Source organism: Micromonospora sp. NPDC049048 (genome assembly GCF_043197615.1).
Taxonomy (GTDB): domain Bacteria; phylum Actinomycetota; class Actinomycetes; order Mycobacteriales; family Micromonosporaceae; genus Micromonospora.
In genome coordinates, this window is the sequence record NZ_JBICTM010000001.1 from 578,369 (window position 1) to 599,962 (window position 21,594).

Genomic DNA, 21,594 nt, shown 5'->3' on the forward strand with positions numbered 1-21,594 from the left:
CCCGAAGGACGGACGATGACCGCAGACGACCAGCCGGGCAGTTCCTCCGACGGCCCGGCAGCACCAGGCCCGGGGGCACCTCGCGACGATCCGGCCGCAGCCGGCGGCGTCAGTGCCCCGGAGGTGGACGACCGGGCCACCCTGGCCGGCATCGCCGGCCGGCCGGCACCCGCTGCGCTACCGGGCCGGTGGGACGCCGGACGTCTCCTTCGTGGTTTCTGTGGGGTCGATGAGACGCTGCTCGCCTGGGTGCCGCAGGAACGCGCCCGGTACACCGGCATGGGTGGTGCCGTGCTCTTCACCGCGCTCATGGCGTTCGGTTCCATGTCGGTGGCCCTCTTCATCGCCTTCCCCGAGGCCGGCGCGGGAGCCGTACTGCCTGCGGCGGGGCTGTGGTTCCTGCTGATCCTGAACTTCGACCGCTGGCTGGTCGCCACCCCCCTGTCGAGCAGCGGGCTGCGGAAGCTGTGGACGGTCCTGATCCGGATGGGCATGGCTCTGATCTTCGGCGTCGTCGTCGCCGAGCCGTTGGTGTTGGTGGTGTTCCACAGTGCCGTGACCGAGAAGGTGCACGATCTGCGCCGTATGGAGGTCAACGAGTTGCGGGCGCAATGGGAGCACTGCAACCCGTTGGCCGCCGCGACTCCGCAAGGCGGAAACCAGACGGGGGCGGCCACGGTTCCCGCCGGCGGTGCCGTCCCGGCTCCAGCGGCGACGCCCGGCACTGCCGGGACCCGACCCGGAATGTCCTCGCGCCGGGACGGCGAGGAATGCGCCGAGCGTGTCGTGCCGACGCCCGAGGTCATCACGGCGTTGCAGAACGAGTACAGCTCGAAGCAGCAGCAGCTCGTCGACCTGCGGACCACGCTCGCCCCGCTGCGCCAACACCACGATGCCCTCGTCAGGAAGTCCCAGGACGAGTGCCTGGGCAAGCCCGGCGTCGGGCAGACCGGGCGATACGGTGACGGGCCCGTCTGCAAGCGCCTGACCGGGGACGCGGAGCGCTATGCCGAGCTCAACCGGCTCGACGAACTGACGAAGAGCGCCGCGACGCTGACGGGCCAGCTCCAGGAGCTGACCGGGAAGATCCACGACGAGAGCGTCAAATGGATCGAGACGCGACGGACGCACATCGACGCCGAGGTGCAGGAGAAGAAGGACAATTTCGGGCCTGTCGGCCTGTTGGAGCGCATCGAGGCGCTGCACCGGCTGGCGGCTGAGCACGCCGCCCTGGCGTTGGGGATCTGGGCGGTACGGGCGCTGTTCATCCTGGTGGACCTGGCTCCGGCTCTGGTCAAGTTCAACTCCGGCACGACCACGTACGAACGGTTGACGCAACGTAGCCTCAACCTCGGCGAGATGCGGTACTCGGCGTTGGCGCTGGAGGAGACCGCACGGGCGCACCGGTGGGCGGAGGACCAGAAGGAAAACCTCGACGTCGAGCGAGCCAGGTCGGCCGCCGGACGGGCGGCCGAGTACGACACCATCGTTGACGAGCTGGAACGGCACTGGGCCCGGGCCGCCTCCGACCTGCCCCATCCGCCGGGCGGACTCGGCCAGTCGGACCGCGGTTTCCCGATGTCGGAGTCGGCGTACTCGTACGCAGCCGAGGAGACCCTCCCCCACGAGGATCCGCCCGACCGGATGGAGGGGGAGGAGGAGTTCGGCGCGGCCTCCGGTGGGCCGGTCGATGACGAGGAGCTGACACCGCGCGAAACCCACGTCCGCCGGGCGATCCGTTCGCTGCCACGGATGAACGTGGTCACCCTCGGGGGTGTGGGGGTCGGCAAGACGACGTTGATGGCGGTCATGTTCGCTGAGCTGGAGGACGACGAGCATCGGCCCGGCCGGGGCTACCGGATCATCTGCCCGGACGTCGAGCAACGGGACGCGCTGTCGCGACATGCGATGGCGGTGCGGGCACCGGGCATCGACTGGCCCGAACACACCAGCACGGACACGGTCCAGGAGTACGAGTTCGACTGCCTGGTGCGGGTGGACCACGAGGAGTTTCCTGTCCTGCGGCTGCGCTATTTCGACTACGCCGGCGAGTTCATCGAACGCGGCACGGGAATCGGTCCGGCCGACCGGGCGGAGTTGGCGCGACGGGTCGGAGCCGCGGATGCCGTCCTGTTGATCGTGGACGGCGTCCGACTGCGCGACTGCGAGGACGATCCGCGGCAGCGCAACGACTTCGACCACCTGCTCAAGACCTGCGTGCAGTGGACCGAGGGGGCGGACTGCCCGGTCCAGGTGGTGGTGACCAAGTGGGATTGCCTGGAGGACGCCCCGGACTCGGCCGGCCGGCCGTGGGACCGGGAACGGCTGGTGCTCGCGCTGGAGCGCTACCCCGCGATGCGTCGGCTGGCAGGCCGCCGCCAGAGGCTGGCTGGCGGTGGCGGCGGCAGTCCCGGCCTGCGGGTGATCCCGGTTTCGGTCGTGGGCAGCGGCGCGGTGCGGGAGCGGTCGGGTCCCGGCTATCCGCTGATGGAGAAGGTCGGTCCGGGTACCCCGATCAACGTGGATGTGCCGTTCGCCGGACTGCTGCCCGACCGACTGCTCCAGGTGCTCGACGGCATGGGGCACGGCGCACTCAAACGTCGACTCCGCATCGCCCGCCGCCGCCGGATCCGTTACCGCGTGACGACCGCGTTGACCGGTGCGAAGCAGCTGTTGCGCGGACTCACGCTGCAACTCGACGTGGGCTTCGCCTCGCTGGGCTGGCAGCACCAGGCCGCCACGGATCCCAGTGCGGGTTGGCTGGCCTCGGGCGTGCTGGAGGAGCGCCTGGTCACCCTGCGCCGTGACATCGCCCGCGACGCCGAGCTCGTGGGCAACGCCCAGGAGCTGCGCAGGCGGGCCGACTGGTCGCTGCGGGCCAAGTTGCGCGTACTGGAGTGCTTCACCCGTCGCTTGGCCCGCTTCGACCGGGAGTTTCCCGGCCGGGGTCTGCGCGACACGACCGTGGGGGAGTGAGCGGTGAGTGCGAACGCGGTTGCCCGTCGTCCGGACGGACCGATGTGGCCGTTCCTCATCAGCCCGGCGGGCCGGGGCGGCAACCGGCCCATCATCCTCCCCGACCTGGACCTCGGCCACGACTCCGGCCAGCGGTTACAGGCCCTCGTCCACGGCGCCGCCGACGGTGTGGTCCAGGTGCGGGAGCTCGACACCCACCGGCACGGACACCTCACCGCGGTGTTCCGACGCGTCCGGGCGGCCAGCGACGGCACCGCGCACCTGTGGGACCTGTCCCGTCAGCGGCGGATCGCCAGCCTGGTCGGACACGTCGCCCGGGTCACCGACGTGACGTTCTCCCGTGACGGAGCCCTGGTTGCCACAGCCAGCTGGGACCACACGGTGCGTGTCTGGGACGTCCGCTCGGCCCAGTCGGTCGCTCTCCTGGACCACGACTCCTGGGTGGTGGGATGCCGGTTCTCGCCGGAGGGGCGTTCGGTGGTCACGGCCACCATCGACGGCACGATCACGACGTTCGACGTGGCGTCCGGCGACCGGATCTCCGTCAGCCGGGTGGCAGCCGTGCTCACGGGGGCGGTGGAGATCAACCATGTCGGGCGGGTGCTCTTCGTGGCAGCCGCCGACCACACCATCCGGGCGGTCAGGCTGCGTACCGGCGAACAGCTCGCGGCGCTGCGCGGTCACGGGGACAGGGTCACCGCCTGCGCGCTGGCCCCGGAGGGAAGGCGGTTGGCCAGCGCCAGCCGCGACGGGACCGTCCGGGTGTGGGACCTCGACACCGGACGGGAGCAGGCCACCCTAACCGGCCACCGGGACTGGGTGACCGGCTGCGCGTGGCCCGAGCGGCACCTGCTCGTCTCGGCCGGGTGGGACGGCGCGCTGCGGCGCTGGTACCCGCGGTCCGAGGTGCTGCTACAGGAGGTGGGGCCGCTGCGGGCGTGCGCGGCGGTGCCCGGCACCGGCCGGCTGCTGGTTACCGGCGAGCACGGTCGCATCGTCGAGCGGCACGCCGACCGGCCGGACAGGACCAGGGTGCTCGCCGGAGACGCCGGCTGGATCGACGTGGCCGGCTGCTCGGCCGACGGCCGCCTGATGGTGACCGGCAGCCACAACGACGGGCCGGTCGGACGCCATCCGTTCCGGGACGGGTTCGGCCGCCCGGTGACGATGGTCGAGGGCGTCCTGCTGCCGGGGCGTCGCGGCGAGAGCGTGCTGACCGATCTGGACTGGCAGCGGGTGCATGCGGTATGCCTGGACGGTCTGGGCATCGCCCTCACGGATGAGCGGGGACAACTGGTGGTCCGCGGCGAGCCCCAGGTCCGACGTGGCGAAGCCGACGCGCGGCCCCGCACGGACATAGCGCCGGGTCCGAGCGGCCGGCCGAGAAGGAGTCTCGCCTCCGCTGTCGAACCAGCGGAGCCACCGCCCCGCCGCGGCCTCGGGTGTGCGCTGCCCGCGATCGTCGCCGCCGTGGGGGCGGGCGCCCTGTGGGAGTTCCTCACCCGTCTGCTCGGCTGAACCGGCCGACGCCGGGGTGCCGACCCCGGGAGGCGCCGCGACGCCCGTGCTCCGGGTCAGCCGGTTGCCAGGCGGCGCAGCCGGTCGACCGCCTCGGTCAGCACCTCCGGGCGCTTGCAGAAGGCGAAGCGGATCAGGTGCCGGCCGGCCTCCACGTCGTCGTAGAAGACCTGCGTCGGGACGGCCACCACGCCGCACCGCTCGGGCAGCGACCGGCAGAACTCCACCCCGTCCCGGCCGCCGAGCCCGGTGACGTCGGCGGTGACGAAGTAGGTGCCCTCCGGCGCGAGCACCCCGAACCCGGCGTCGGTCAGCCCGCCGACGAGCTGGTCGCGGCGGGCCTGCATGCCGTCGCGGAAACCCGTGAAGTAGTCGTCCGGCAGGGCCAGGGCCACCGCGACCGCCGGCTGGAGCGGCGCGGCGTTGACGAAGGTGAGGAACTGCTTCACCCGCAGCACCGCCGACACCAGCGCCGCTGGGCCGCTCACCCAGCCGACCTTCCAGCCGGTGCAGGAGAACGTCTTGCCGGCCGAGGAGATGCGCAGGGTGCGCTCGCGCATGCCGGGCAGCGTGGCCAGCGGGACGTGCGGGCTGGACGCGTCGGTGAAGACCAGGTGCTCGTACACCTCGTCGGTCACCGCGTACGCGCCGTGCTCCTGGCACAGCTCGGCGATCAGCGTCAGCTCGTCGGGGGTGAACACCTTGCCGGTCGGGTTGTGCGGCGAGTTCAGCAGCACCAGCCGGGTGCGCGGGCCGAACGCGGCGCGCAGGGCGGCCGGGTCGAAGGCGTACCGGCCGTCGGCGGCGGGGCGCAGCGTGACCGGGCGCCGGACCGCGCCGGCCAGCGCGATCGAGGCGGCGTACGAGTCGTAGTAGGGCTCGAAGCAGACGATTTCGTCGCCCGGCTCGCAGAGCCCGAGGATGGCGGCGGCGATCGCCTCGGTGGCGCCCGCCGTCACCACGATCTCGCCGTCCGGGTCGTACTCCAGGCCCCAGAATCGGCGCTGGTGCGCGGCCACCGCCGCGCGCAGCGCCGGGACGCCCGGACCCGGCGGGTACTGGTTCTGCCCCGAGCGCAGCGCCTCCGCCGCGGCGGCGAGCATCTCCGGCGGCCCGTCGGTGTCGGGGAAGCCCTGCCCGAGGTTGACCGCGCCGGTGCGCACGGCGAGGGCGGACATCTCGGCGAAGATGGTCGTCCCGAACGGGCGCATCCGGGCCACCAGCGGGTCGACATCGTCGGTCGTCGTCATTCGGTCAGCCTAGGGGCCGCCGTCGCCGGGACGCACCGCGCGGATGGCGCGGCCCGGAGGAGAGGGTGGCCGTCAACCGGTGCAGGTGGCCCGCCATCCGCCGTTCGAGATGTTCGGCGGGCCGGTCTCCACGCCGCCGATGGTGACCCGGCAGCCCATCGTGGGCGCGTCGTCGGTGCGCTGGGTGACGACCACCGTCCGCTGCGTCGAGCCGTCGCTGACGAAGCTCAGCCGCCACGGCAGCTTCCTCCCGCTGAGCTGGCGGAACTGCCCGGCGGCGTCGAAGTACTCGATGTCGGCCAGCCCGGTGCCGGTGGCCTCGTAGACGACGGTCGCCGGCCAGGTCGGGCCGGGGGTGGCGCTCGCGGTGGCGGGTGGCGCGGAGGCCGGGGGCGCGGCCTGCGGCACCTCGGCCGTGCAGGAGGCCGACGTCGCCAGGGCGGCGAACAGGGCGAGCGAACGGGCGGTCCGCAGCAGCCGGCGGGCGTGCGGATGCGGTGTCGTGGACGGCGTCGACATCGGTTCCCTGGCGGTGGGGGGCGGTCTGGCGGTCAGAGTCTGGCGGGTGTGTCCCCTCTACGCAACCGCGTTCCGATCCGGCGGTTCAGCCCGCCGAAGCCGCCGTCGCGACCGGCGTCCGAGGCCGTGGACGATGCCCGGGTACGCCCTGTTCGCTCAAATTCAGTGATCGTATGCCCGGCTTTCGCGCAGGCGTGATGAGTGAAACTGGGTTAGGCTGCGGGACATGTGTGGAATCGTGGGTTACGCCGGCACGCGCCCGGCGCTCGGCATCGTGCTCGACGGACTGCGGCGGCTGGAATACCGCGGCTACGACTCGGCCGGCGTCGCCATCGTCTGCGACGGCGTACTGCTGACCGAGAAGAAGGCCGGCAAGCTGGCCAACCTGGAGAAGGTGCTCTCCGAACGGGCCGCCGAGGATCCCACGTCCTGCGCGGCCAGCCCGATCGGCATCGGGGACGGCACCACCGGCATCGGGCACACCCGCTGGGCCACCCACGGCGGCCCGACCGACCGCAACGCCCACCCGCACCTGGCCCCCGACGGCCGCGTCGCCGTGATCCACAACGGCATCATCGAGAACTTCGCGAAGCTGCGCGCCGAGCTGGAGGCCGACGGCGTGCAGTTCACCAGCGACACCGACACCGAGTGCGCGGCGCACCTGCTCTCCGCCGCGCTCGCCGACCTGCGCGCCGCCGGCCACCCCGACGGGCCGCAGCTGCTCGCCGCCGGCATGCGGGTGGTCTGTCAGCGGCTGGAGGGCGCGTTCACGCTGCTCGCCGTCGATGCCGCGGTGCCCGGCGCGGTGGTCGGCGCCCGGCGCAACTCGCCGCTGGTGGTCGGGCGCGGCGACGGGGAGAACTACCTCGCCAGCGACGTGGCCGCGTTCATCGAGCACACCCGGGAGGCGGTGGAACTCGGCCAGGACCAGATCGTCCTCATCACCGGCGACACCATCGAGATCACCGACTTCGCCGGCCAGCCCGCCAGCGGCAAGGACTTCCACATCGACTGGGACTCCTCGGCCGCCGAGAAGGGCGGCTACGACTGGTTCATGCTCAAGGAGATCGAGGAGCAGCCGCAGGCCATCGCCGACACGCTGCTCGGCCGGCTCACCGAGACCGGCGAGATCATGCTCGACGAGGTCCGCCTCAGCGACCAGGACCTGCGCGACGTCGACAAGATCTTCATCGTCGCCTGCGGCACCGCGTACCACTCCGGTCTCGTCGCCAAGTACGCCATCGAGCACTGGACCCGGATCCCGTGCGAGGTGGAGCTGGCCAGCGAGTTCCGCTACCGCGACCCGGTGCTCGACCGGTCCACGCTGATCGTGGTGATCTCGCAGTCCGGCGAGACGATGGACACCCTGATGGCGCTGCGGCACGCGAAGGAGCAGAAGGCCCGCGTGCTGGCCATCTGCAACACGAACGGCTCCACCATCCCCCGCGAGTCCGACGCGGTCCTCTACACCCACGGCGGGCCCGAGATCGCCGTCGCGTCCACCAAGGCGTTCCTCACCCAGCTCGTCGCCTGCTACCTGATCGGCCTGCACCTGGCCCAGGTGCGCGGCATCAAGTTCGCCGACGAGGTGGCCGCCGTGGTGGAACAGCTCCACCAGATGCCGGGCAAGCTGCGTGAGCTGCTGGACCGGATCGAGCCCGTCCGCGAGCTCGCCCGCGACCTGAAGTCCGAGCCGACTGTGCTCTTCATCGGCCGGCACGTGGGCTACCCGGTGGCCCTGGAGGGCGCGCTCAAGCTCAAGGAGCTGGCGTACATGCACGCCGAGGGCTTCGCCGCCGGTGAGCTGAAGCACGGCCCGATCGCGCTGATCGACAAGGGAACCCCGGTGATCTGCATCGTGCCGTCCCCGGTCGGCCGGGGGATGCTGCACGACAAGGTCGTCTCCAACATCCAGGAGGTGCGGGCGCGCGGCGCCCGGACGATCGTGATCGCGGAGGAGGGCGACGAGGCGGTCGTCCGCTACGCCGACCACCTGATCTACGTGCCGCGTACGCCGACGCTGCTCGCGCCGCTGGTCACCACCGTGCCGTTGCAGGTCATGGCGGCCGAGATCGCCGCCGCCCGGGGGCACGACGTGGACCAGCCCCGCAACCTGGCGAAGTCGGTCACGGTCGAGTAGGTCCGGCCGCCCCGCCACCGGGCCCCCGTCCGCCGCACCGGTGGGCGGGGGCCCGGTGCGTACGCGGGTCACCGGCCGAGCACCACCCGGGCCATTCCGTCGAGGGCCGGGTTGTCGGCCGCCCAGTAGCCGGTGTGCCCGTGCCGACCGCTGGGGAACGTACGCCCGCCGAAGCCCGGGTGCGACGGGTCCTGCCCGAACCACAGCTCGCGCTCCGGCGCGCCGAGCAGCGCCCCGATCGCCGGACCGACCGGCGACGCGCCCAGCAGGGCACGGCGGGCCAACTCGTCCGGCGACCGGGCCCACCGGATCACGTCGTCCGGCGCGGTGCTCGCCCAGACCTGCCCGGGCGGCAGGCCCAGCTCGCCCGCGTGCGTGACGCCCACCCCCGGCGAGCCGACGAAGACCAGGGCGTCGGCAGCCAGCCCGTGGTCGCGGGCGGCCGTGCCGACCACCAGCGAGCCGTAGCTGTGCCCGAGTACGGTCTGCCGGCCCGGTGGGTCGTCGTGGGTCGTCCGCAGCCCCTCCTGGAACCGGTGCAGCGCGGGGCCGGCGTCCCGGGCCTGGCCGGGCCAGGCCGCCTCGTGCAGGAAGTCGGGGGCGTCGTAGTCCAGCCAGAGCACCGCGGCGGCCTCCTGCTCGGGGGCGAGCGTGGCGCAACGGGACAGCACCCGGGCCGCCCGCCCCAGCTCGTCGGGCACGTCGTGCAGGCCGGAGGTCATCCCGGGCACGTAGGTCAGCACCCGGGCCGAGCGGTCCGGGTTGCCCAGTGCCACCACCGCCCGCCCCTCGCCCGCCGTGCCCAGCCCCAGCAGGTAGGCCCGGGGCTGCTCGTCGCCGGTCAGGCGGGCGGTCAGCGCGTCCAGCCCCGCCAGGGACTTCCCGACCCGCGCCAGCCCGGCCAGCTCGACCGGCCCGCGCGGCACCCGCTCCAGCAGGCGTCGCCGCGCGGCCAGCAGTTCCTCCCGCCGCGCTTCGAGCAGCAGCCGGTTGGCCTGGTCGCGGGCGGCCACCGGCACCCCGTCGAGGCGGCCGACCAGTTCCGGCTCGTGCGCGACCAGCCACCGGCGCTGCGCGGAGGTGAGCCGGGCCCACCACGCCCGCACCGCGCCCGGGTCGGCGCCGGGCCCCGGGCGGCCGGGCGGTGGCGCGTCGGCCCAGCCCACGCGGGCGGCGTCGGCCAGCGCGTCCAGCCGCGCCGCAGCTTCCCGGTCGGCCGCCGTGGCCAGCACCAGGGCCGCCCGGATCGCCGCGCCCGCCCCGGCCACGCCCGCCCCGGCCACGCCCGCCCCGTCCGCGCCTGCCCCGGCCCCACCCGCGCCGCCCGCCCCGGACCCGTGCGCGCCCGATCCGGACCCGCCAGCTCCGCCCGCCCCCGATCCGCCCGCGCCGGTGCCACCCGTGCCGGGCGCGTTCGTCCCGGTGCTGCCCGTCCCGGCCAGGGCGGTCGCCGGGGCGCGGGCGGGGCCGGCGGTGACCCGGCCCTGCCGGTCGACCCCCAGCCCGGCCGCCTCGGCGCGGGCCACGGCGGCGGCGAGCCGGGCCTTGGCGGCACCCAGCCGGCCGGCGAACTCGGCCAGCACCTGGTCGGCCTCGATCAGGGCGGGGGAGAGGGCGGCCAGTTCGGCACGCAGCGCCGCGAGCCGGGTGCCGGCGGCGTCGGCCGCCCCGCCCGACCAGCCGCCCCGCAGCAGCGCGGCGCCGGCGGCCAACTCGTCGGACCGGCGCGCCGCCGGGCCGGTCAGCCCCCGCCAGGCGACCCCGGCGGCCCGCCACGCGCCGGGGTCGGCCGCCCACAGCTGCCGGTAGCCGACGTCCGTCGCGCGGTCGGCGGGGTGCGCCGGACGTCCGGCCGGCCGCGTCGGAGCTGTCCGGCCCGCCGGCCGCGCCGGGCGGCCCGTCGCCGGGGGCGTGGTCACCGGGGCAGTACGGTGAGCCGTCCGGCCGCCCGGTCGTCCACCGCCTCGTACGCCTCGGCGGCGGCCCGGACCGCCCCGGCCGTACCGGCCACCCGGGCACCGAGCCCGCCGAACCAGGCGTGCACGGCCGACTCCAACCCCGTCAGCGCCGCCCCGGTCGACCACTGCGCAGCGGACACCACCAGCCCCGGCACCCCGGCCAGCCCGTGCGCCAGCCGGTACGCGTCGTCGTCGAGCCCACGCGCGGCCCGGCGCAGCGCGTCGGGTCGTACGGTCAACGGCTCCTCGGTCATCCTCGGCCCCCCGCCTCGCGGAAACATCGACGGGCGCGACGTTAGGCGTCGTCCACATCCCCGCGCGCGGCCTGTGGACGACGGCCCTTCCGGCGTACGTCCCGTCGTCCACAGGCGTTGCCCCGCGCCGAACCGACGGCTAATCTGCGGCCGCCCGCGCCGGTAGGGTGAGCGGGTGATCGTCGCTGTCGGCATCGACGTCGTCCTCGTCGAGCGGTTCGCCAAGGCCCTGGCACGGACACCGCTGCTCGCCGACCGGCTCTTCACGGAGGCCGAGCGCCGCACCCGCTCCGGCAACCCGCGCTCGCCCGAGTCGCTGGCCGCCCGCTTCGCGGCCAAGGAGGCGGTCGCCAAGGCGCTCGGCGCCCCGGCCGGCCTGAGCTGGCACGACTGCGAGATCGTGCCGGACCCGGACGGTCGCCCCTGGCTGACCGTCTCCGGCACGGTCGCGGCGGCGGCCACCGAGCGCGGGGTCAACCGCTGGCATCTCTCGTTGTCCCACGACGGCGGGATCGCCTCGGCGATGGTGGTCGCGGAACGGTGACCGGGGCGTGCCGGCTCGCGGCACGCCGGGGATCGGACGAAACGGGGTGGCATGAGATCGGTGTGGCGGGTCGCGGACGTACGCGCGGCGGAGGCGGGCCTGATGGCCACGCTGCCCGCCGGGACCCTCATGAAGCGCGCGGCGGCCGGGCTGGCCCGCCGCTGCGCGCTGCTGCTCGCCGACCGGGGCGGCGTCTACGCGGCGCCGGTGCTGTTGCTGGTCGGCTCCGGCGACAACGGCGGCGACACGCTCTACGCCGGCGCGCACCTGGCCCGGCGGGGCGCGGCCGTGTCGGCGCTGCTGCTGACCCCCGGCCGGGCGCACGCGGAGGGGCTGGCCGCGCTGCGGGCCGCGGGCGGGCGGATCGTCGACCGGCCGCCGGGAACCGTCGACCTGGTGCTGGACGGCATCGTCGGTATCGGCGGGCGCGGCGGGCTGCGGGACACCGCCGACCAGCTCGCCGCCAGCCTCGTGCGGCACCACGGGCGCGACGGCGAACCGGCCGCCGTGGTCGCCGTGGACGTGCCCAGCGGGGTAGCGGTCGACACCGGGCACGTGCCGCTGACCGCCTCCGGCCGCCCGAGCGCGGTACGGGCCGACGTGACGGTGACCTTCGGTGGGCTGAAGCCCGCCCTGGTGGTGGGTCCGGCCGCCGCGCTGGCCGGCGAGGTGGAGCTGGTCGACATCGGGCTGGAGCCGTGGCTGCGGGGCAGTCCGGCGCTGGGCGTGACCGAGTGGTCGGACGTCGCCGACTGGTGGCCCCGGCTCGGCCCGGCCTCCGAGAAGTACACCCGGGGCGTGGTGGGCGTCGCGACCGGCTCGGCGACCTACCCCGGCGCGGCCGTGCTCTCCGTGGCCGGGGCGCTGGCCGGCCCGACCGGCCTGGTCCGCTACGCCGGCTCGGCCCGGGCCGACGTGCTGCGTCGGCACCCGTCGGTGATCGCGACCGGTCGGGTCGCCGACGCCGGGCGGGTGCAGGCGTGGGTCTGCGGCTCCGGTCTGGGCACCGGCGAGGAGGCCGCCGGGGAGCTGCGGGCGGTGCTCGCCGCCCCGGTGCCCGTGGTGCTCGACGCAGACGCGCTGACCCTGCTGGTCGACGGCTCGCTCGCCGACCGGCTGCGCAAGCGGGACGCCCCGATCGTGGTCACGCCGCACGACCGGGAGTTCGCCCGGCTCTGCGGGGAGGAGCCGGGCGCCGACCGGGTCGCCGCCACGCTGCGGCTGGCCGCCTGGATGAACGCGGTGGTGCTGCTCAAGGGCGACCGTACGGTGATCGGCACGCCGGACGGCCGGGCGTACGTGAACCCGACCGGCACCCCCGTGCTGGCCACCGGGGGCACCGGCGACGTGCTGGCCGGGTTGCTCGGCTCGTTGCTCGCGGCCGGTCTGCCTGCGGAGCGGGCGGCGACCGCCGCCGCGTACCTGCACGGGCTGGCCGGCCGGGAGGCGGCCCGGGGCGGGCCGGTGACGGCCCCGGACGTGGCCGACGCGCTCCGCCCGGTCATCGCCCGTCTCGGCTGACCCGCTGGCCCCGGCAGAACCGGCGGCACCTCCTGCCACTGTCGGCACCGCTCAGCGGACCCGCCTCCTGCCTCGGCCGCGTCGACTGCGCTGGCCTCGGCCGGGGCGATCGGCGGTGAAAGTAGGCTGGGGGCATGTGGCAGGCCGAGGTGCGCGTGGACCTGGACGCGATCCGCGAGAACGTGAGCCGGCTGAGGGCCGGCACCAGCGCCGAGCTGATGGCGGTGGTGAAGGCCGACGGCTACGGCCACGGCATGATCCCGGCCGCCCGCGCCGCCCTCGACGGCGGGGCCGACTGGCTGGGGGTCTGCACCCTGGACGAGGCGCTCACGCTGCGCCGGGCCGGGATCGGCGTGCCGGTGCTGGCCTGGCTCCTCGCGCCGGGGCTGCCGCTGCACGAGGGCGTCGCCGCCGGGATCGACCTCGGCGTCGCCAGCCTGCCCCAGCTCGACGAGATGGTCCAGGCGGGCCGCGCCGCCGGCCGGCCGGCCCGGCTGCACCTCAAGATCGACACCGGGTTGGCCCGGGGCGGCGCGACCGTCGCCGACTGGCCGGCCCTGCTCGACGCCGCCGCCAAGGCGCAGGCCGACGGCCTGGTCGAGGTGGTCGGGGTGTGGAGCCACTTCGTCTACGCGGACTCGCCCGGCCACCCGACCATCGACCGCCAGATCGCCGTCTTCCACGAGGGGATCGGCATGGCCGAGCAGGCCGGCCTTCGGCCGCGCTACCGGCACCTGGCCAACTCGGCCGCCACGCTGACCCGGCCCGACACCCACTTCGACCTGGTCCGCCCCGGGCTGGCCGTCTACGGCCTCTCCCCGGTGGCCGGCGAGCGCTACGACCTGCGCCCGGCGATGACCGCCCGCGCCCGGGTGATGCTCGCCAAGCGCGTCCCGGCCGGCTCCGGCGTGTCGTACGCGCACACCTACACCACCGAGCGGGAGGCCAACCTCGCGGTGGTGCCGCTCGGCTACGCCGACGGGGTGCCCCGGCACGCCTCGAACAGCGGCCCCGTGCAGCTCGGCGGCAAGCGCCGCACGATCTCGGGCCGGGTCTGCATGGACCAGTTCGTGCTCGACTGCGGCGACGACCCGGTGGCCGCCGGTGACGTGGTCACCCTCTTCGGCACCGGCGCCGACGGCGGGCCCACCGCCGACGACTGGGCCGAGGCGGCCGGCACCATCAACTACGAGATCGTCACCCGGTTCGGCGGCAGCCGGGTGCCACGCGTCTACGACGGCGAGCGCCCGTGACAGCCCGCTCCCGCATCCCGCTGCCGCGTACCGGGCACGCCAGGGCGGCCGTCGGCGCGCTGGCCGCCGTCGGGGTCGCGGCCGCCGGGCTCGCGGCCGGCGTCGCCACCGAACGCGCCCTGGTCCGCAAGCTCAAGGCGGACCCCACCGACCCGTACGCGGGCGAGGTCTTCGACGAGCAGCGGTACGACGAGTCCTTCCGGCTGGAGATGCCCGACGGCACCGACATCCACGTCGAGGTGGTGGAGCCGACCCGCCCCCGCCCCGGCAACCCGACCGTGGTGCTGGTGCACGGCTTCTGCCTGGACATGGGCACCTTCCACTTCCAGCGCAAGCTGCTCGCCGAGCAGGGCGAGCACCGGATCGTCGCGTACGACCAGCCGGGGCACGGCCGGTCGGGGCGGCTGGAGACCGGCGAGTACGACCTCACCGCGCTCGGCCGGACGCTGCGCGAGGTGATCGACCGCGCCGCCCCGGAGGGGCCGCTGGTGCTGGTCGGCCACTCGATGGGCGGGATGACCATCATGGCCTTCGCCGAGCTCTTTCCGGAGCTGTTCGGCGACCGGGTCGTGGGCACCGTGCTGATGGCCACCTCGGGCGGTCTGCTCGCCGAGACCAAGCTGGTGGCGCCCGCCCTGCTCGGCCGCGTCGGCACGCCGGTGCTCTACATGGTCGGCAACGTCACCCGCTACGGCGGCCCGGTGATCGACCGGGCCCGCAGGTCCACCACCAACGTGGCCTGGCTGCTCACCCGCAGGTACGGCTTCGGCACCCGCCACCCCAGCTCGGCCCTGGTGTCGTACGTCGAGACGATGAACTCCCGCACGTCGGCCGACACGGTGACCCGCTACCTGCGCACGCTGGCCACGCACTCGCGGTTCCCGGCCCTCGCCGCGCTGGCGGACACCCCCGTGCTGGTGGTCGTCGGCGACAAGGACATGATCACCCCCGTGACGCACTCCGAGGAGATCGTCCGGCGGCTGCCGCACGCCGAGTTCGTCAAGATCTCCGACAGCGGGCACGTGGTGATGCTGGAGCACGCCGACGAGGTCAACGCGGCACTGCTGCGGTTCCTGGAGGCGCTGTGAGCCGGGGGGACGAGGCGCTGTGAGTCACGTCGTGAAGCTGCCGACGGTCGACGACACCCACGAGTTCGGGCGGCGGTTGGCCGGGCTGCTGCGTGCCGGCGACCTGCTGCTGCTGACCGGGCCGCTCGGCGCCGGCAAGACCGCGCTGACCCGGGGCATCGGGGCCGGGCTCGGGGTGCTCGGGGACGTCACCTCGCCCACCTTCGTGATCGCCCGGGTGCACCGGCCCGACCCGGCCCGGGGCGGCACGGTGGCGCTGGTGCACGCCGACGCGTACCGGCTGGGGGACGCCGCCGACCCGCGTGCCGAGATCGACGACCTCGACCTGGACGCCTCGGTGGACGACTCGGTGACCGTCGTGGAGTGGGGCGAGGGCCTGGTCGAACAGTTGGTCGACGCCCACCTGCGGGTACGCCTCGACCGGCGCGACGACGACACCCGGGTGGTCGAGCTGGAGCCGGTCGGCGGCGACTGGGCGCGGCGGCTGGCGACGCTGCGCTGACCGAGGCGGGGCCCCGGTCGACGAGCGCCGCCGAGCCGGCCGGCGGGAACGCCTAGGGCTGGAGGGGCATCGTCCAGCAGTTGGAGTGGGCCGTCCTGCCCCCGAGGCGGTCGGCCATCCAGGACACGGCATTGCCCTGGTCGGTGATGAGCGGCACCAGGTGGTTGGTGAGGATCTTGTCCCCGAGGTTCGGCAGGCTGATGGCCTCGTAGGTGACGTTGGCGCCCTTGCGGCACCAGTCGACGGCCAGCTGGCGGGACTGCCGGTAGGGAACGATGTCGTCCTGGACGCCGGCCGCCAGGCGTACCGGGCCGGCGGGCTTCAGCGTGCCGATGCGCTGCCTGTCGAGGGCCGCCTGCGCCTGGGGGGAGGCCGCGATGACCTCGCCGAGGGACCTGCCGCTGATGGTCCACTTGTTGCTCTTCGTGAAGCCGTAGCCGAAGAGCGCGTCGCCGACGCACATGGTCGACATGTCCTTCAGCGCCGCCCTGCCGGTGGTGTTGATGTTCGCCTCGACGACGTCGCGCAGGGCCGGGTCGGACTGGGCGAAGCCGTTCATCGACCAGCCCAGCGCGCCGGCGAGGGCGCTGCCGTCGATGCCCTTGAGGACCGCGGTCAGGTCGGCGGGCGGGGCGCCGACGTAGGTGCCGGCCAGCGGCACGTCCGGTGCGTACGTGGGCTGCAGTTCCGCGGCCGCCGCGCTGGCGCCGCCCCCCTGGCTGTAGCCGTACAGGCCGACGCGTGAGTCACGGGTGACCGATGCCCCCGGCACGGCACGTGCGGCGCGGGCCGCATCCAGCAGGGCGTGCCCCTGGTCGAGGCGGTTGACGTAGGTGTGCAGCCGGTCGGTGGCGCCCAGACCGACGTAGTCGGTGACGACGACCGCCGCGCCGGTCGAGAGGAGGCGGTAGATGGCCAGGGCCTCGTAGCCGACCGACACGGTGTCGCCGCGCAGGGTCAGCGGATACTGCAACGCCATCGAGGGCGCGCACTGGTCGCCCTGCCCCACGGTGCCGGAGGCGACGGCCACGAGCGGGCGCGGGCCGGTGCCCCGCCACGACGCCCACGGTTCGATGTAGGCACCGGTCACGCCGACAGCCTGGCCGTTGGAGTCGGTGGACCGGTACATCAGTCGGGTCGCCGTGCCCGGCATCGGGCGACCGTCCAGGCCGGGGATGCTCAGGCCGAGCGGCAGCGGCTCGCTGCGGATCAGTGCGCCGTTGGTGGCGGGCAGTTCGGCGGGCGGGTTGTAGAAGACGGGGATCGTCACGCCGCGGGAGACCACGGGTGCCGACGCGTCGGCGGCGGCCGGTACGCCGGAGACGCCCAGGCAGACTGCCGTTGCCGCCGCGACGGCCAGGGTGCGCATGCTGGTCGCCCGCAGTCGGGTGCCGGGGGCCGTCGGGTGTGTGGGGTCGGGGGTGGAACAGGGACGGGGGATCCTGCGGCTCACAGATCGCTCCTCATGAGCATGGATGGAGGTGGATGCAAGCTAGCAGCGCCCCGAGCCGCAGGTGACCAGCCGGTAAGTTACGCTACGGTAACTATTGCTGGTCGATCCCGCGTCGACGCCGGCCAAGCGACGCGTCGCGCCCGCCCCGTCGACCGTGCCGCCCCCGTCGGCCGCCCCCGCTCGCCGACCGCGTCGCCCCCGTCCGTCGACCGCGTCGCGGCCCGGGTGGCCCACGCGTGCGGACGATCCGGCCCAGCGCCTGACCGCGCGGTGTCAAGGGATGTCGGTTGCCACTGGTATGAAGGTGGCGATCGACTACGAAAGGTTGCCGATGCCCGACGCCGCCCCCACCCTGGACCTGCTGGCGCTGCTGCCGGAGGACTGGCGTGCCGTGCTCACCCCGCACCTCGACTCGGCCCGCACCGCCGAGTTGGCCGCGTTCGTCGCGGGGGAGTACGCGACCCGCACCGTCTTTCCGCCGGTCGAGGACCTCTTCTCGGCCTACCGGCTCTGCGCGCCGGCCGACTGCCGGGTGCTGATCCTCGGGCAGGATCCCTACCACAAGGCGGGGCAGGCGCACGGGCTCAGCTTCAGCGTGCGCGAGGGCGTGAGCGTGCCGCCGTCGCTGCGCAACGTCTTCAAGGAGCTGGGCGAGGACCTCGGCGTGCCGAAGCCGCGCGGCGGCAACCTCAGCGGCTGGGCGGCGCAGGGCGTGCTGCTGCTCAACTCCGTGCTCACCGTCCGCGAGGCGACGCCCGGCTCGCACGCCAACCGTGGCTGGGAGGAGTTCACCGACGCCACCATCCGGGCGCTCGACGCCATGGACTCCCGCGTGGTCTTCCTGCTCTGGGGCGGCTACGCGCGCAAGAAGGCCGCCCTGGTCACCAACCCGCAGCACGTGGTGCTGGAGGCCGGGCACCCCAGCCCGATGAACCCGCGCGGCTTCCTGGGCAGCCGCCCGTTCAGCGCGGCCAACAAGGCGCTCGCCGACGCCGGCCTGCCCACGGTCGACTGGGAGCGTTCCGCCGGCTGACAACAGGGCACTTTCGCGGTGACGGCGCGCTGACCGTCCGTTGTAGCCTGTGCTGCGAGCGGTCGGTCGGCGCGTACGCCGTGGCGGTGCCGACCTCGCCGAGCAGCGACGCGAGCCGGGAGGCGGCGATGGCGGCGACGGTCAGCGAACAGCGGTGGCGGGTGGCGCGGACGGCGTTGGCGGAGCAGACGGACCGCTTCCTCGACCTGGTCCGCGCCACCCCGCCGCACGCGATGGCCACCGCCCACTGGTCGGTGACCGACACGCTGGCCCACGTGGGCTCCCTCGCCTGGTACTACGTCTGCCTGGTGGACCCCGGGCATCCGCCCCTGCCGGTGCCGGGCCTGCACCGGCAGTTGCCCGACATCACCGTCGACACGGTGGCGGACTTCAACGACGTGCTGCTGCGGCACCTCACCGAGCGCGAGCCGCAGGCTCTGGCCGACCGGCTGCGGGCCGACGTCGGGCAGCTCCTCGCCGCCTGCGACCACCGGCGCCCCGACGAGACGGTGCCCTGGCTCGGTGGCGCCCGGGTACCCCTGGCCGGCCTCTGCGCGCACCTGGTCAACGAGCTGCTCATCCACGGTCACGACGTGGCTCGCGTCGCCCGGCGGCCGTGGTCGCTGCCCGGCCGGGACGCCGCGCTGTTCATGGAGCTGTTCCTGGCCGGGGTGGTCCGGCACGGCTACGGGCGGCTCATCGACGGCGGTGCGCCGCCGAGCGAGCGCCCGGTCGTGGTCGAGTTCCGTTCGGCGTACGCGGACCCGGTCCGGCTCATGCTGCACCGGGGGCGGATGACGTTCGCCGACCCCGACGCCCCGGCGGACGCCCGGATCGACCACGACCCCGGCACGCTCAACCTGATGATGTTCGGCCGGGTCAGCCGAGCCCGGGCGGTGCTCACCGGCAAGGTACGCGTCAGCGGCCGGCGTCCCTGGCTGCTGCCAGGTTTCCTGCGCAAGTTCCGCACCCCGAGCTGACTCCGCCGGCCCGCCCCGCCGGCCGGGGCGTGACCGGGGGTGACGACGGGGGCGACTAGGCTGGCTCACCGTGCTCGTACTGGTGGTGGACAGCTCGACCCCCGCGGTGACCGCGGCGCTGGCGGAGGTCACGGCGGAGGGCGTGGCGACCCGTGCGCACCGTCGCACGGTCGACGCCCGCGCCCACGGTGAACTGCTCGCGCCGCAGGTCGACGCCGTGCTCGCCGAGGCCGGCGCCCGCCCCGCCGACCTGGGCGCGATCGTCGCCGGGCTCGGCCCCGGCCCGTTCACCGGGCTGCGGGTGGGACTGGTCACCGCCGCCACCATCGGCCAGGTGCTGGGCGTCCCGACGTACGGCGTCTGCTCGCTGGACGCCATCGGCCACCCGGCAGCCGCCGGCGAGCCGGTGCTGGCGGCGAGCGACGCGCGCCGCCGGGAGATATACTGGGCGGTCTACGACGGCGCCGGCCAGCGGATCGTCGGGCCGGAGGTCTCCACGCCGGCGGTCGCCGCCGAGCGCGCCCGCGACCTGGCCGTGACGGTCGCGGTGGGTGACGGCGCGCACCGGTACGCGGACACGCTCGGCCTGCCCGTGCGGGACGAGCCCCGCTACCCGGACGCCGACGTGCTGGCGACCCTGGCCGCCGAGCGCATCCGGGCCGGCGCCCCCTCCGAGGCGCTCACCCCGCTCTACCTGCGCCGTCCGGACGCGGTGGCGGCGACGGCCCGAAAGCCCGTCCTACCGTGAGCGCGAGGAGTGAGCGGGTTTTGCGAGCCCCGCAGTCGCGAGCCGAGGGCCTGCCGTGACGGTCCGGTTGGAGCGGTTCCGGTGGTGGCACGTCGACGACGTGCTGCCGATGGAGGCGGACCTGTTCGGCGCCGAGCAGTGGTCGGCGGCGATGTTCTGGAACGAGCTGGCCAACGGGCACTTCTACCTGGTCGCCACGGGCGACGACGGCACCGTGCTCGGCTACGCCGGGCTGACCGCGACCCCGCCCGAGGAGGCGTGGGTGCAGAACATCGCGGTGCGCCGGGACGCCCAGCGGCGCGGTGTCGGCCGGCTCCTGCTGGAGGCGCTGCTCGCCGAGGCCGCCCGGCTCGGCGTCCGCAGCGTCCTGCTGGAGGTCGCGGCGGACAACGCCCCCGCCCAGAAGCTCTACGCGACGTACGGCTTCGAGCCCATCGGCGTACGGCGCGGCTACTACCAACCGAGCAACACCGACGCGCTGGTCATGCAGCGCCGGCAGGATGTGAGCGATGACTGACGAACCCCTGATCCTCGGCATCGAGACCTCCTGCGACGAGACCGGGGTCGGCATCGTACGCGGGCACACCCTGCTGGCCGACGCGCTCGCCTCCAGCGTCGAGCAGCACGCCCGCTTCGGCGGCGTCGTGCCGGAGGTGGCCAGCCGGGCCCACCTGGAGGCCATCGTGCCGACCATGGACCGGGCGTTGAAGGAGGCGGGGGTGACCCTCGCCGACATCGACGCGATCGCGGTCACCTCCGGGCCGGGGCTGGCCGGCGCGCTGCTGGTCGGGGTGGCCGCCGCGAAGGGCTACGCGATCGCCGCCGAGAAGCCGGTCTACGGCGTCAACCATCTCGCCGCGCACGTCGCCGTGGACACCCTGGAACACGGCCCGCTGCCCGAGCCGGCGATCGCCCTGCTGGTCTCCGGCGGGCACTCCTCCCTGCTGCTCGTCGACGACCTGGCCCGGGGCGTCACCCCGCTCGGCGCCACCATCGACGACGCGGCCGGCGAGGCGTTCGACAAGGTGGCCCGGCTGCTCGGGCTGCCGTTCCCCGGCGGCCCGTACATCGACCGGGAGGCCCGGGCCGGCGACCCGGCCGCCATCGGCTTCCCGCGCGGCCTGACGGCCGCCAAGGATCTGGCCGCCCACCGCTACGACTTCTCCTTCTCGGGCTTGAAGACGGCGGTGGCCCGCTGGGTCGAGGCGCGGCAGCGGGCCGGCGAGCCGGTGCCGGTCGCCGACGTGGCCGCGTCGTTCCAGGAGGCGGTCTGCGACGTGCTGGTGCGCAAGGCGTTGGACGCCTGCCGGGCCAACGGCGTCGAGACGCTGGTGATCGGCGGGGGCGTGGCGGCCAACTCCCGGCTGCGGGCGATGGCCGAGCACCGCGCCGCCAGGGACGGCATCCGGGTCCGGGTGCCCCGACCCGGGCTCTGCACCGACAACGGCGCGATGGTCGCCGCCCTCGGCTCGCACCTGGTCGCCGCGGGTGTCGCGCCGAGCCGACTGGACCTGCCCGCCGATTCCGCCATGCCGCTGACCACGGTCAGCGTGTGAACCCCGAGGACGGCTGACGTGATCGTGCGGATGTGGGAGGCGCGGGCGGAGCCGTACGGCGTCGCGGACCTGATCACCTGGGTCTGCGACACCGCGCTGCCGGAGTTCGAGCACGACCCGATGCACCTGTCCAGCGAGGTGTTCTCCTCCACCGACCACCGCGTGGTGGTGATCTCCAAGTGGCGCAGCAACCCGCGCCCGCTGCCGGAGCCGCCGCCGACGTTGCTGGCCCGCCCGGCGCACTCGTGGGACTTCACCCAGGTCGACCGCTGAATCGGTCCGGCCGGGCGGGACGAGACCG

General features: G+C 74.6%; 19 protein-coding genes. 14 read left to right on the forward strand and 5 right to left on the reverse strand.

Going from position 1 to position 21,594, the window contains the following annotated elements; all coding sequences use genetic code 11:
• Positions 1-15 precede the first annotated feature (15 nt).
• The gene (locus tag ACGFIG_RS02815) at positions 16-2,976 is read left to right on the forward strand and encodes a DUF4407 domain-containing protein (protein ID WP_392998493.1); all 2,961 of its coding nucleotides are present in this window, start codon (positions 16-18) and stop codon (positions 2,974-2,976) included.
• A 3-nt stretch (positions 2,977-2,979) separates the two neighbouring features.
• Positions 2,980-4,494 carry a WD40 repeat domain-containing protein gene (locus tag ACGFIG_RS02820; RefSeq protein WP_392998495.1) on the forward strand — a complete coding sequence of 505 codons (1,515 nt, stop codon included), beginning with the start codon at positions 2,980-2,982 and terminating at the stop codon, positions 4,492-4,494.
• Positions 4,495-4,550: 56 nt separating this feature from the next.
• On the opposite strand, the gene ACGFIG_RS02825 is transcribed toward ACGFIG_RS02820, so the two are convergent.
• Both ACGFIG_RS02825 and ACGFIG_RS02830 read right to left on the reverse strand, forming a co-directional pair.
• Positions 4,551-5,744, reverse strand: a complete 1,194-nt coding sequence (locus ACGFIG_RS02825; protein WP_392998497.1) for a pyridoxal phosphate-dependent aminotransferase — start codon at positions 5,742-5,744, stop codon at positions 4,551-4,553.
• Between the two features lie 72 nt (positions 5,745-5,816).
• A complete protein-coding gene (locus ACGFIG_RS02830) occupies positions 5,817-6,263 on the reverse strand; it encodes an MmpS family transport accessory protein (protein ID WP_392998499.1) in 447 nt (148 codons plus the stop codon).
• Positions 6,264-6,489: 226 nt separating this feature from the next.
• Between ACGFIG_RS02830 and glmS the strand changes: the two genes are divergently transcribed.
• Positions 6,490-8,403 carry a glutamine--fructose-6-phosphate transaminase (isomerizing) gene (gene glmS / locus ACGFIG_RS02835; RefSeq protein WP_392998501.1) on the forward strand — a complete coding sequence of 638 codons (1,914 nt, stop codon included), beginning with the start codon at positions 6,490-6,492 and terminating at the stop codon, positions 8,401-8,403.
• Positions 8,404-8,471: 68 nt separating this feature from the next.
• Here the strand turns inward: glmS and ACGFIG_RS02840 are convergent, their stop codons facing one another.
• A complete protein-coding gene (locus ACGFIG_RS02840) occupies positions 8,472-10,322 on the reverse strand; it encodes an alpha/beta hydrolase (RefSeq protein ID WP_392998503.1) in 1,851 nt (616 codons plus the stop codon).
• Complete coding sequence (locus ACGFIG_RS02845) at positions 10,319-10,615, reverse strand: type VII secretion target (RefSeq protein ID WP_392998505.1); 297 nt, start codon at positions 10,613-10,615, stop codon at positions 10,319-10,321. Before ACGFIG_RS02845 ends, ACGFIG_RS02840 begins: the two co-directional genes overlap by 4 nt.
• 175 nt (positions 10,616-10,790) lie before the next feature.
• Here ACGFIG_RS02845 and ACGFIG_RS02850 point away from each other — a divergent pair, with 175 nt between their 5' ends.
• The 5 genes from ACGFIG_RS02850 to tsaE all read left to right on the forward strand — a co-directional run bounded on the left by ACGFIG_RS02850 (position 10,791) and on the right by tsaE (position 15,523).
• The gene (locus ACGFIG_RS02850) at positions 10,791-11,159 is read left to right on the forward strand and encodes a holo-ACP synthase (protein WP_088998407.1); all 369 of its coding nucleotides are present in this window, start codon (positions 10,791-10,793) and stop codon (positions 11,157-11,159) included.
• 51 nt (positions 11,160-11,210) lie between these two features.
• Complete coding sequence (locus tag ACGFIG_RS02855; RefSeq protein ID WP_392998506.1) at positions 11,211-12,680, forward strand: NAD(P)H-hydrate dehydratase; 1,470 nt, start codon at positions 11,211-11,213, stop codon at positions 12,678-12,680.
• Between the two features lie 134 nt (positions 12,681-12,814).
• The gene (gene alr / locus ACGFIG_RS02860; protein WP_392998508.1) at positions 12,815-13,933 is read left to right on the forward strand and encodes an alanine racemase; all 1,119 of its coding nucleotides are present in this window, start codon (positions 12,815-12,817) and stop codon (positions 13,931-13,933) included.
• The gene (locus ACGFIG_RS02865) at positions 13,930-15,021 is read left to right on the forward strand and encodes an alpha/beta fold hydrolase (RefSeq protein WP_392998510.1); all 1,092 of its coding nucleotides are present in this window, start codon (positions 13,930-13,932) and stop codon (positions 15,019-15,021) included. Before alr ends, ACGFIG_RS02865 begins: the two co-directional genes overlap by 4 nt.
• A 19-nt stretch (positions 15,022-15,040) precedes the next feature.
• Positions 15,041-15,523 (forward strand): tRNA (adenosine(37)-N6)-threonylcarbamoyltransferase complex ATPase subunit type 1 TsaE, encoded by a 483-nt coding sequence (gene tsaE / locus ACGFIG_RS02870; RefSeq protein WP_392998512.1) that lies wholly within the window; start codon positions 15,041-15,043, stop codon positions 15,521-15,523.
• Between the two features lie 52 nt (positions 15,524-15,575).
• Here the strand turns inward: tsaE and ACGFIG_RS02875 are convergent, their stop codons facing one another.
• Complete coding sequence (locus ACGFIG_RS02875; protein WP_392998514.1) at positions 15,576-16,976, reverse strand: lipase family protein; 1,401 nt, start codon at positions 16,974-16,976, stop codon at positions 15,576-15,578.
• Between the two features lie 331 nt (positions 16,977-17,307).
• Here ACGFIG_RS02875 and ung point away from each other — a divergent pair, with 331 nt between their 5' ends.
• The 6 genes from ung (at position 17,308) to ACGFIG_RS02905 (ending at position 21,566) form a co-directional block, all read left to right on the forward strand.
• Positions 17,308-18,009 carry a uracil-DNA glycosylase gene (gene ung / locus ACGFIG_RS02880; RefSeq protein ID WP_392999400.1) on the forward strand — a complete coding sequence of 234 codons (702 nt, stop codon included), beginning with the start codon at positions 17,308-17,310 and terminating at the stop codon, positions 18,007-18,009.
• An 86-nt stretch (positions 18,010-18,095) separates the two neighbouring features.
• Positions 18,096-18,989, forward strand: a complete 894-nt coding sequence (locus ACGFIG_RS02885; protein ID WP_392998516.1) for a hypothetical protein — start codon at positions 18,096-18,098, stop codon at positions 18,987-18,989.
• Between the two features lie 70 nt (positions 18,990-19,059).
• Positions 19,060-19,737: a tRNA (adenosine(37)-N6)-threonylcarbamoyltransferase complex dimerization subunit type 1 TsaB gene (gene tsaB / locus ACGFIG_RS02890; RefSeq protein ID WP_392998518.1), complete on the forward strand. Its 678-nt coding sequence runs from the start codon at positions 19,060-19,062 to the stop codon at positions 19,735-19,737.
• Positions 19,738-19,792: 55 nt separating this feature from the next.
• On the forward strand, positions 19,793-20,254 hold the full coding sequence (gene rimI / locus ACGFIG_RS02895; protein ID WP_392998520.1) for a ribosomal protein S18-alanine N-acetyltransferase: 462 nt from the start codon (positions 19,793-19,795) through the stop codon (positions 20,252-20,254).
• Positions 20,247-21,293 carry a tRNA (adenosine(37)-N6)-threonylcarbamoyltransferase complex transferase subunit TsaD gene (gene tsaD / locus ACGFIG_RS02900; RefSeq protein WP_392998522.1) on the forward strand — a complete coding sequence of 349 codons (1,047 nt, stop codon included), beginning with the start codon at positions 20,247-20,249 and terminating at the stop codon, positions 21,291-21,293. The genes rimI and tsaD overlap by 8 nt, the downstream gene beginning before the upstream one ends.
• A gap of 18 nt (positions 21,294-21,311) precedes the next feature.
• Positions 21,312-21,566, forward strand: a complete 255-nt coding sequence (locus tag ACGFIG_RS02905) for a hypothetical protein (RefSeq protein ID WP_392998524.1) — start codon at positions 21,312-21,314, stop codon at positions 21,564-21,566.
• Positions 21,567-21,594 lie beyond the last annotated feature (28 nt).

Coding starts and splice junctions, on each gene's coding strand:
- ACGFIG_RS02855 (WP_392998506.1), top strand. CDS start 11,211: ATGAGATCGGTGTGGCGGGTCGCGGACGTACGCGCGGCGGAGGCGGGC.
- tsaD (WP_392998522.1), top strand. CDS start 20,247: ATGACTGACGAACCCCTGATCCTCGGCATCGAGACCTCCTGCGACGAG.
- ACGFIG_RS02830 (WP_392998499.1), bottom strand. CDS start 6,263: ATGTCGACGCCGTCCACGACACCGCATCCGCACGCCCGCCGGCTGCTG.
- alr (WP_392998508.1), top strand. CDS start 12,815: ATGTGGCAGGCCGAGGTGCGCGTGGACCTGGACGCGATCCGCGAGAAC.
- ACGFIG_RS02815 (WP_392998493.1), top strand. CDS start 16: ATGACCGCAGACGACCAGCCGGGCAGTTCCTCCGACGGCCCGGCAGCA.
- ung (WP_392999400.1), top strand. CDS start 17,308: ATGCCCGACGCCGCCCCCACCCTGGACCTGCTGGCGCTGCTGCCGGAG.
- glmS (WP_392998501.1), top strand. CDS start 6,490: ATGTGTGGAATCGTGGGTTACGCCGGCACGCGCCCGGCGCTCGGCATC.
- ACGFIG_RS02845 (WP_392998505.1), bottom strand. CDS start 10,615: ATGACCGAGGAGCCGTTGACCGTACGACCCGACGCGCTGCGCCGGGCC.
- ACGFIG_RS02825 (WP_392998497.1), bottom strand. CDS start 5,744: ATGACGACGACCGACGATGTCGACCCGCTGGTGGCCCGGATGCGCCCG.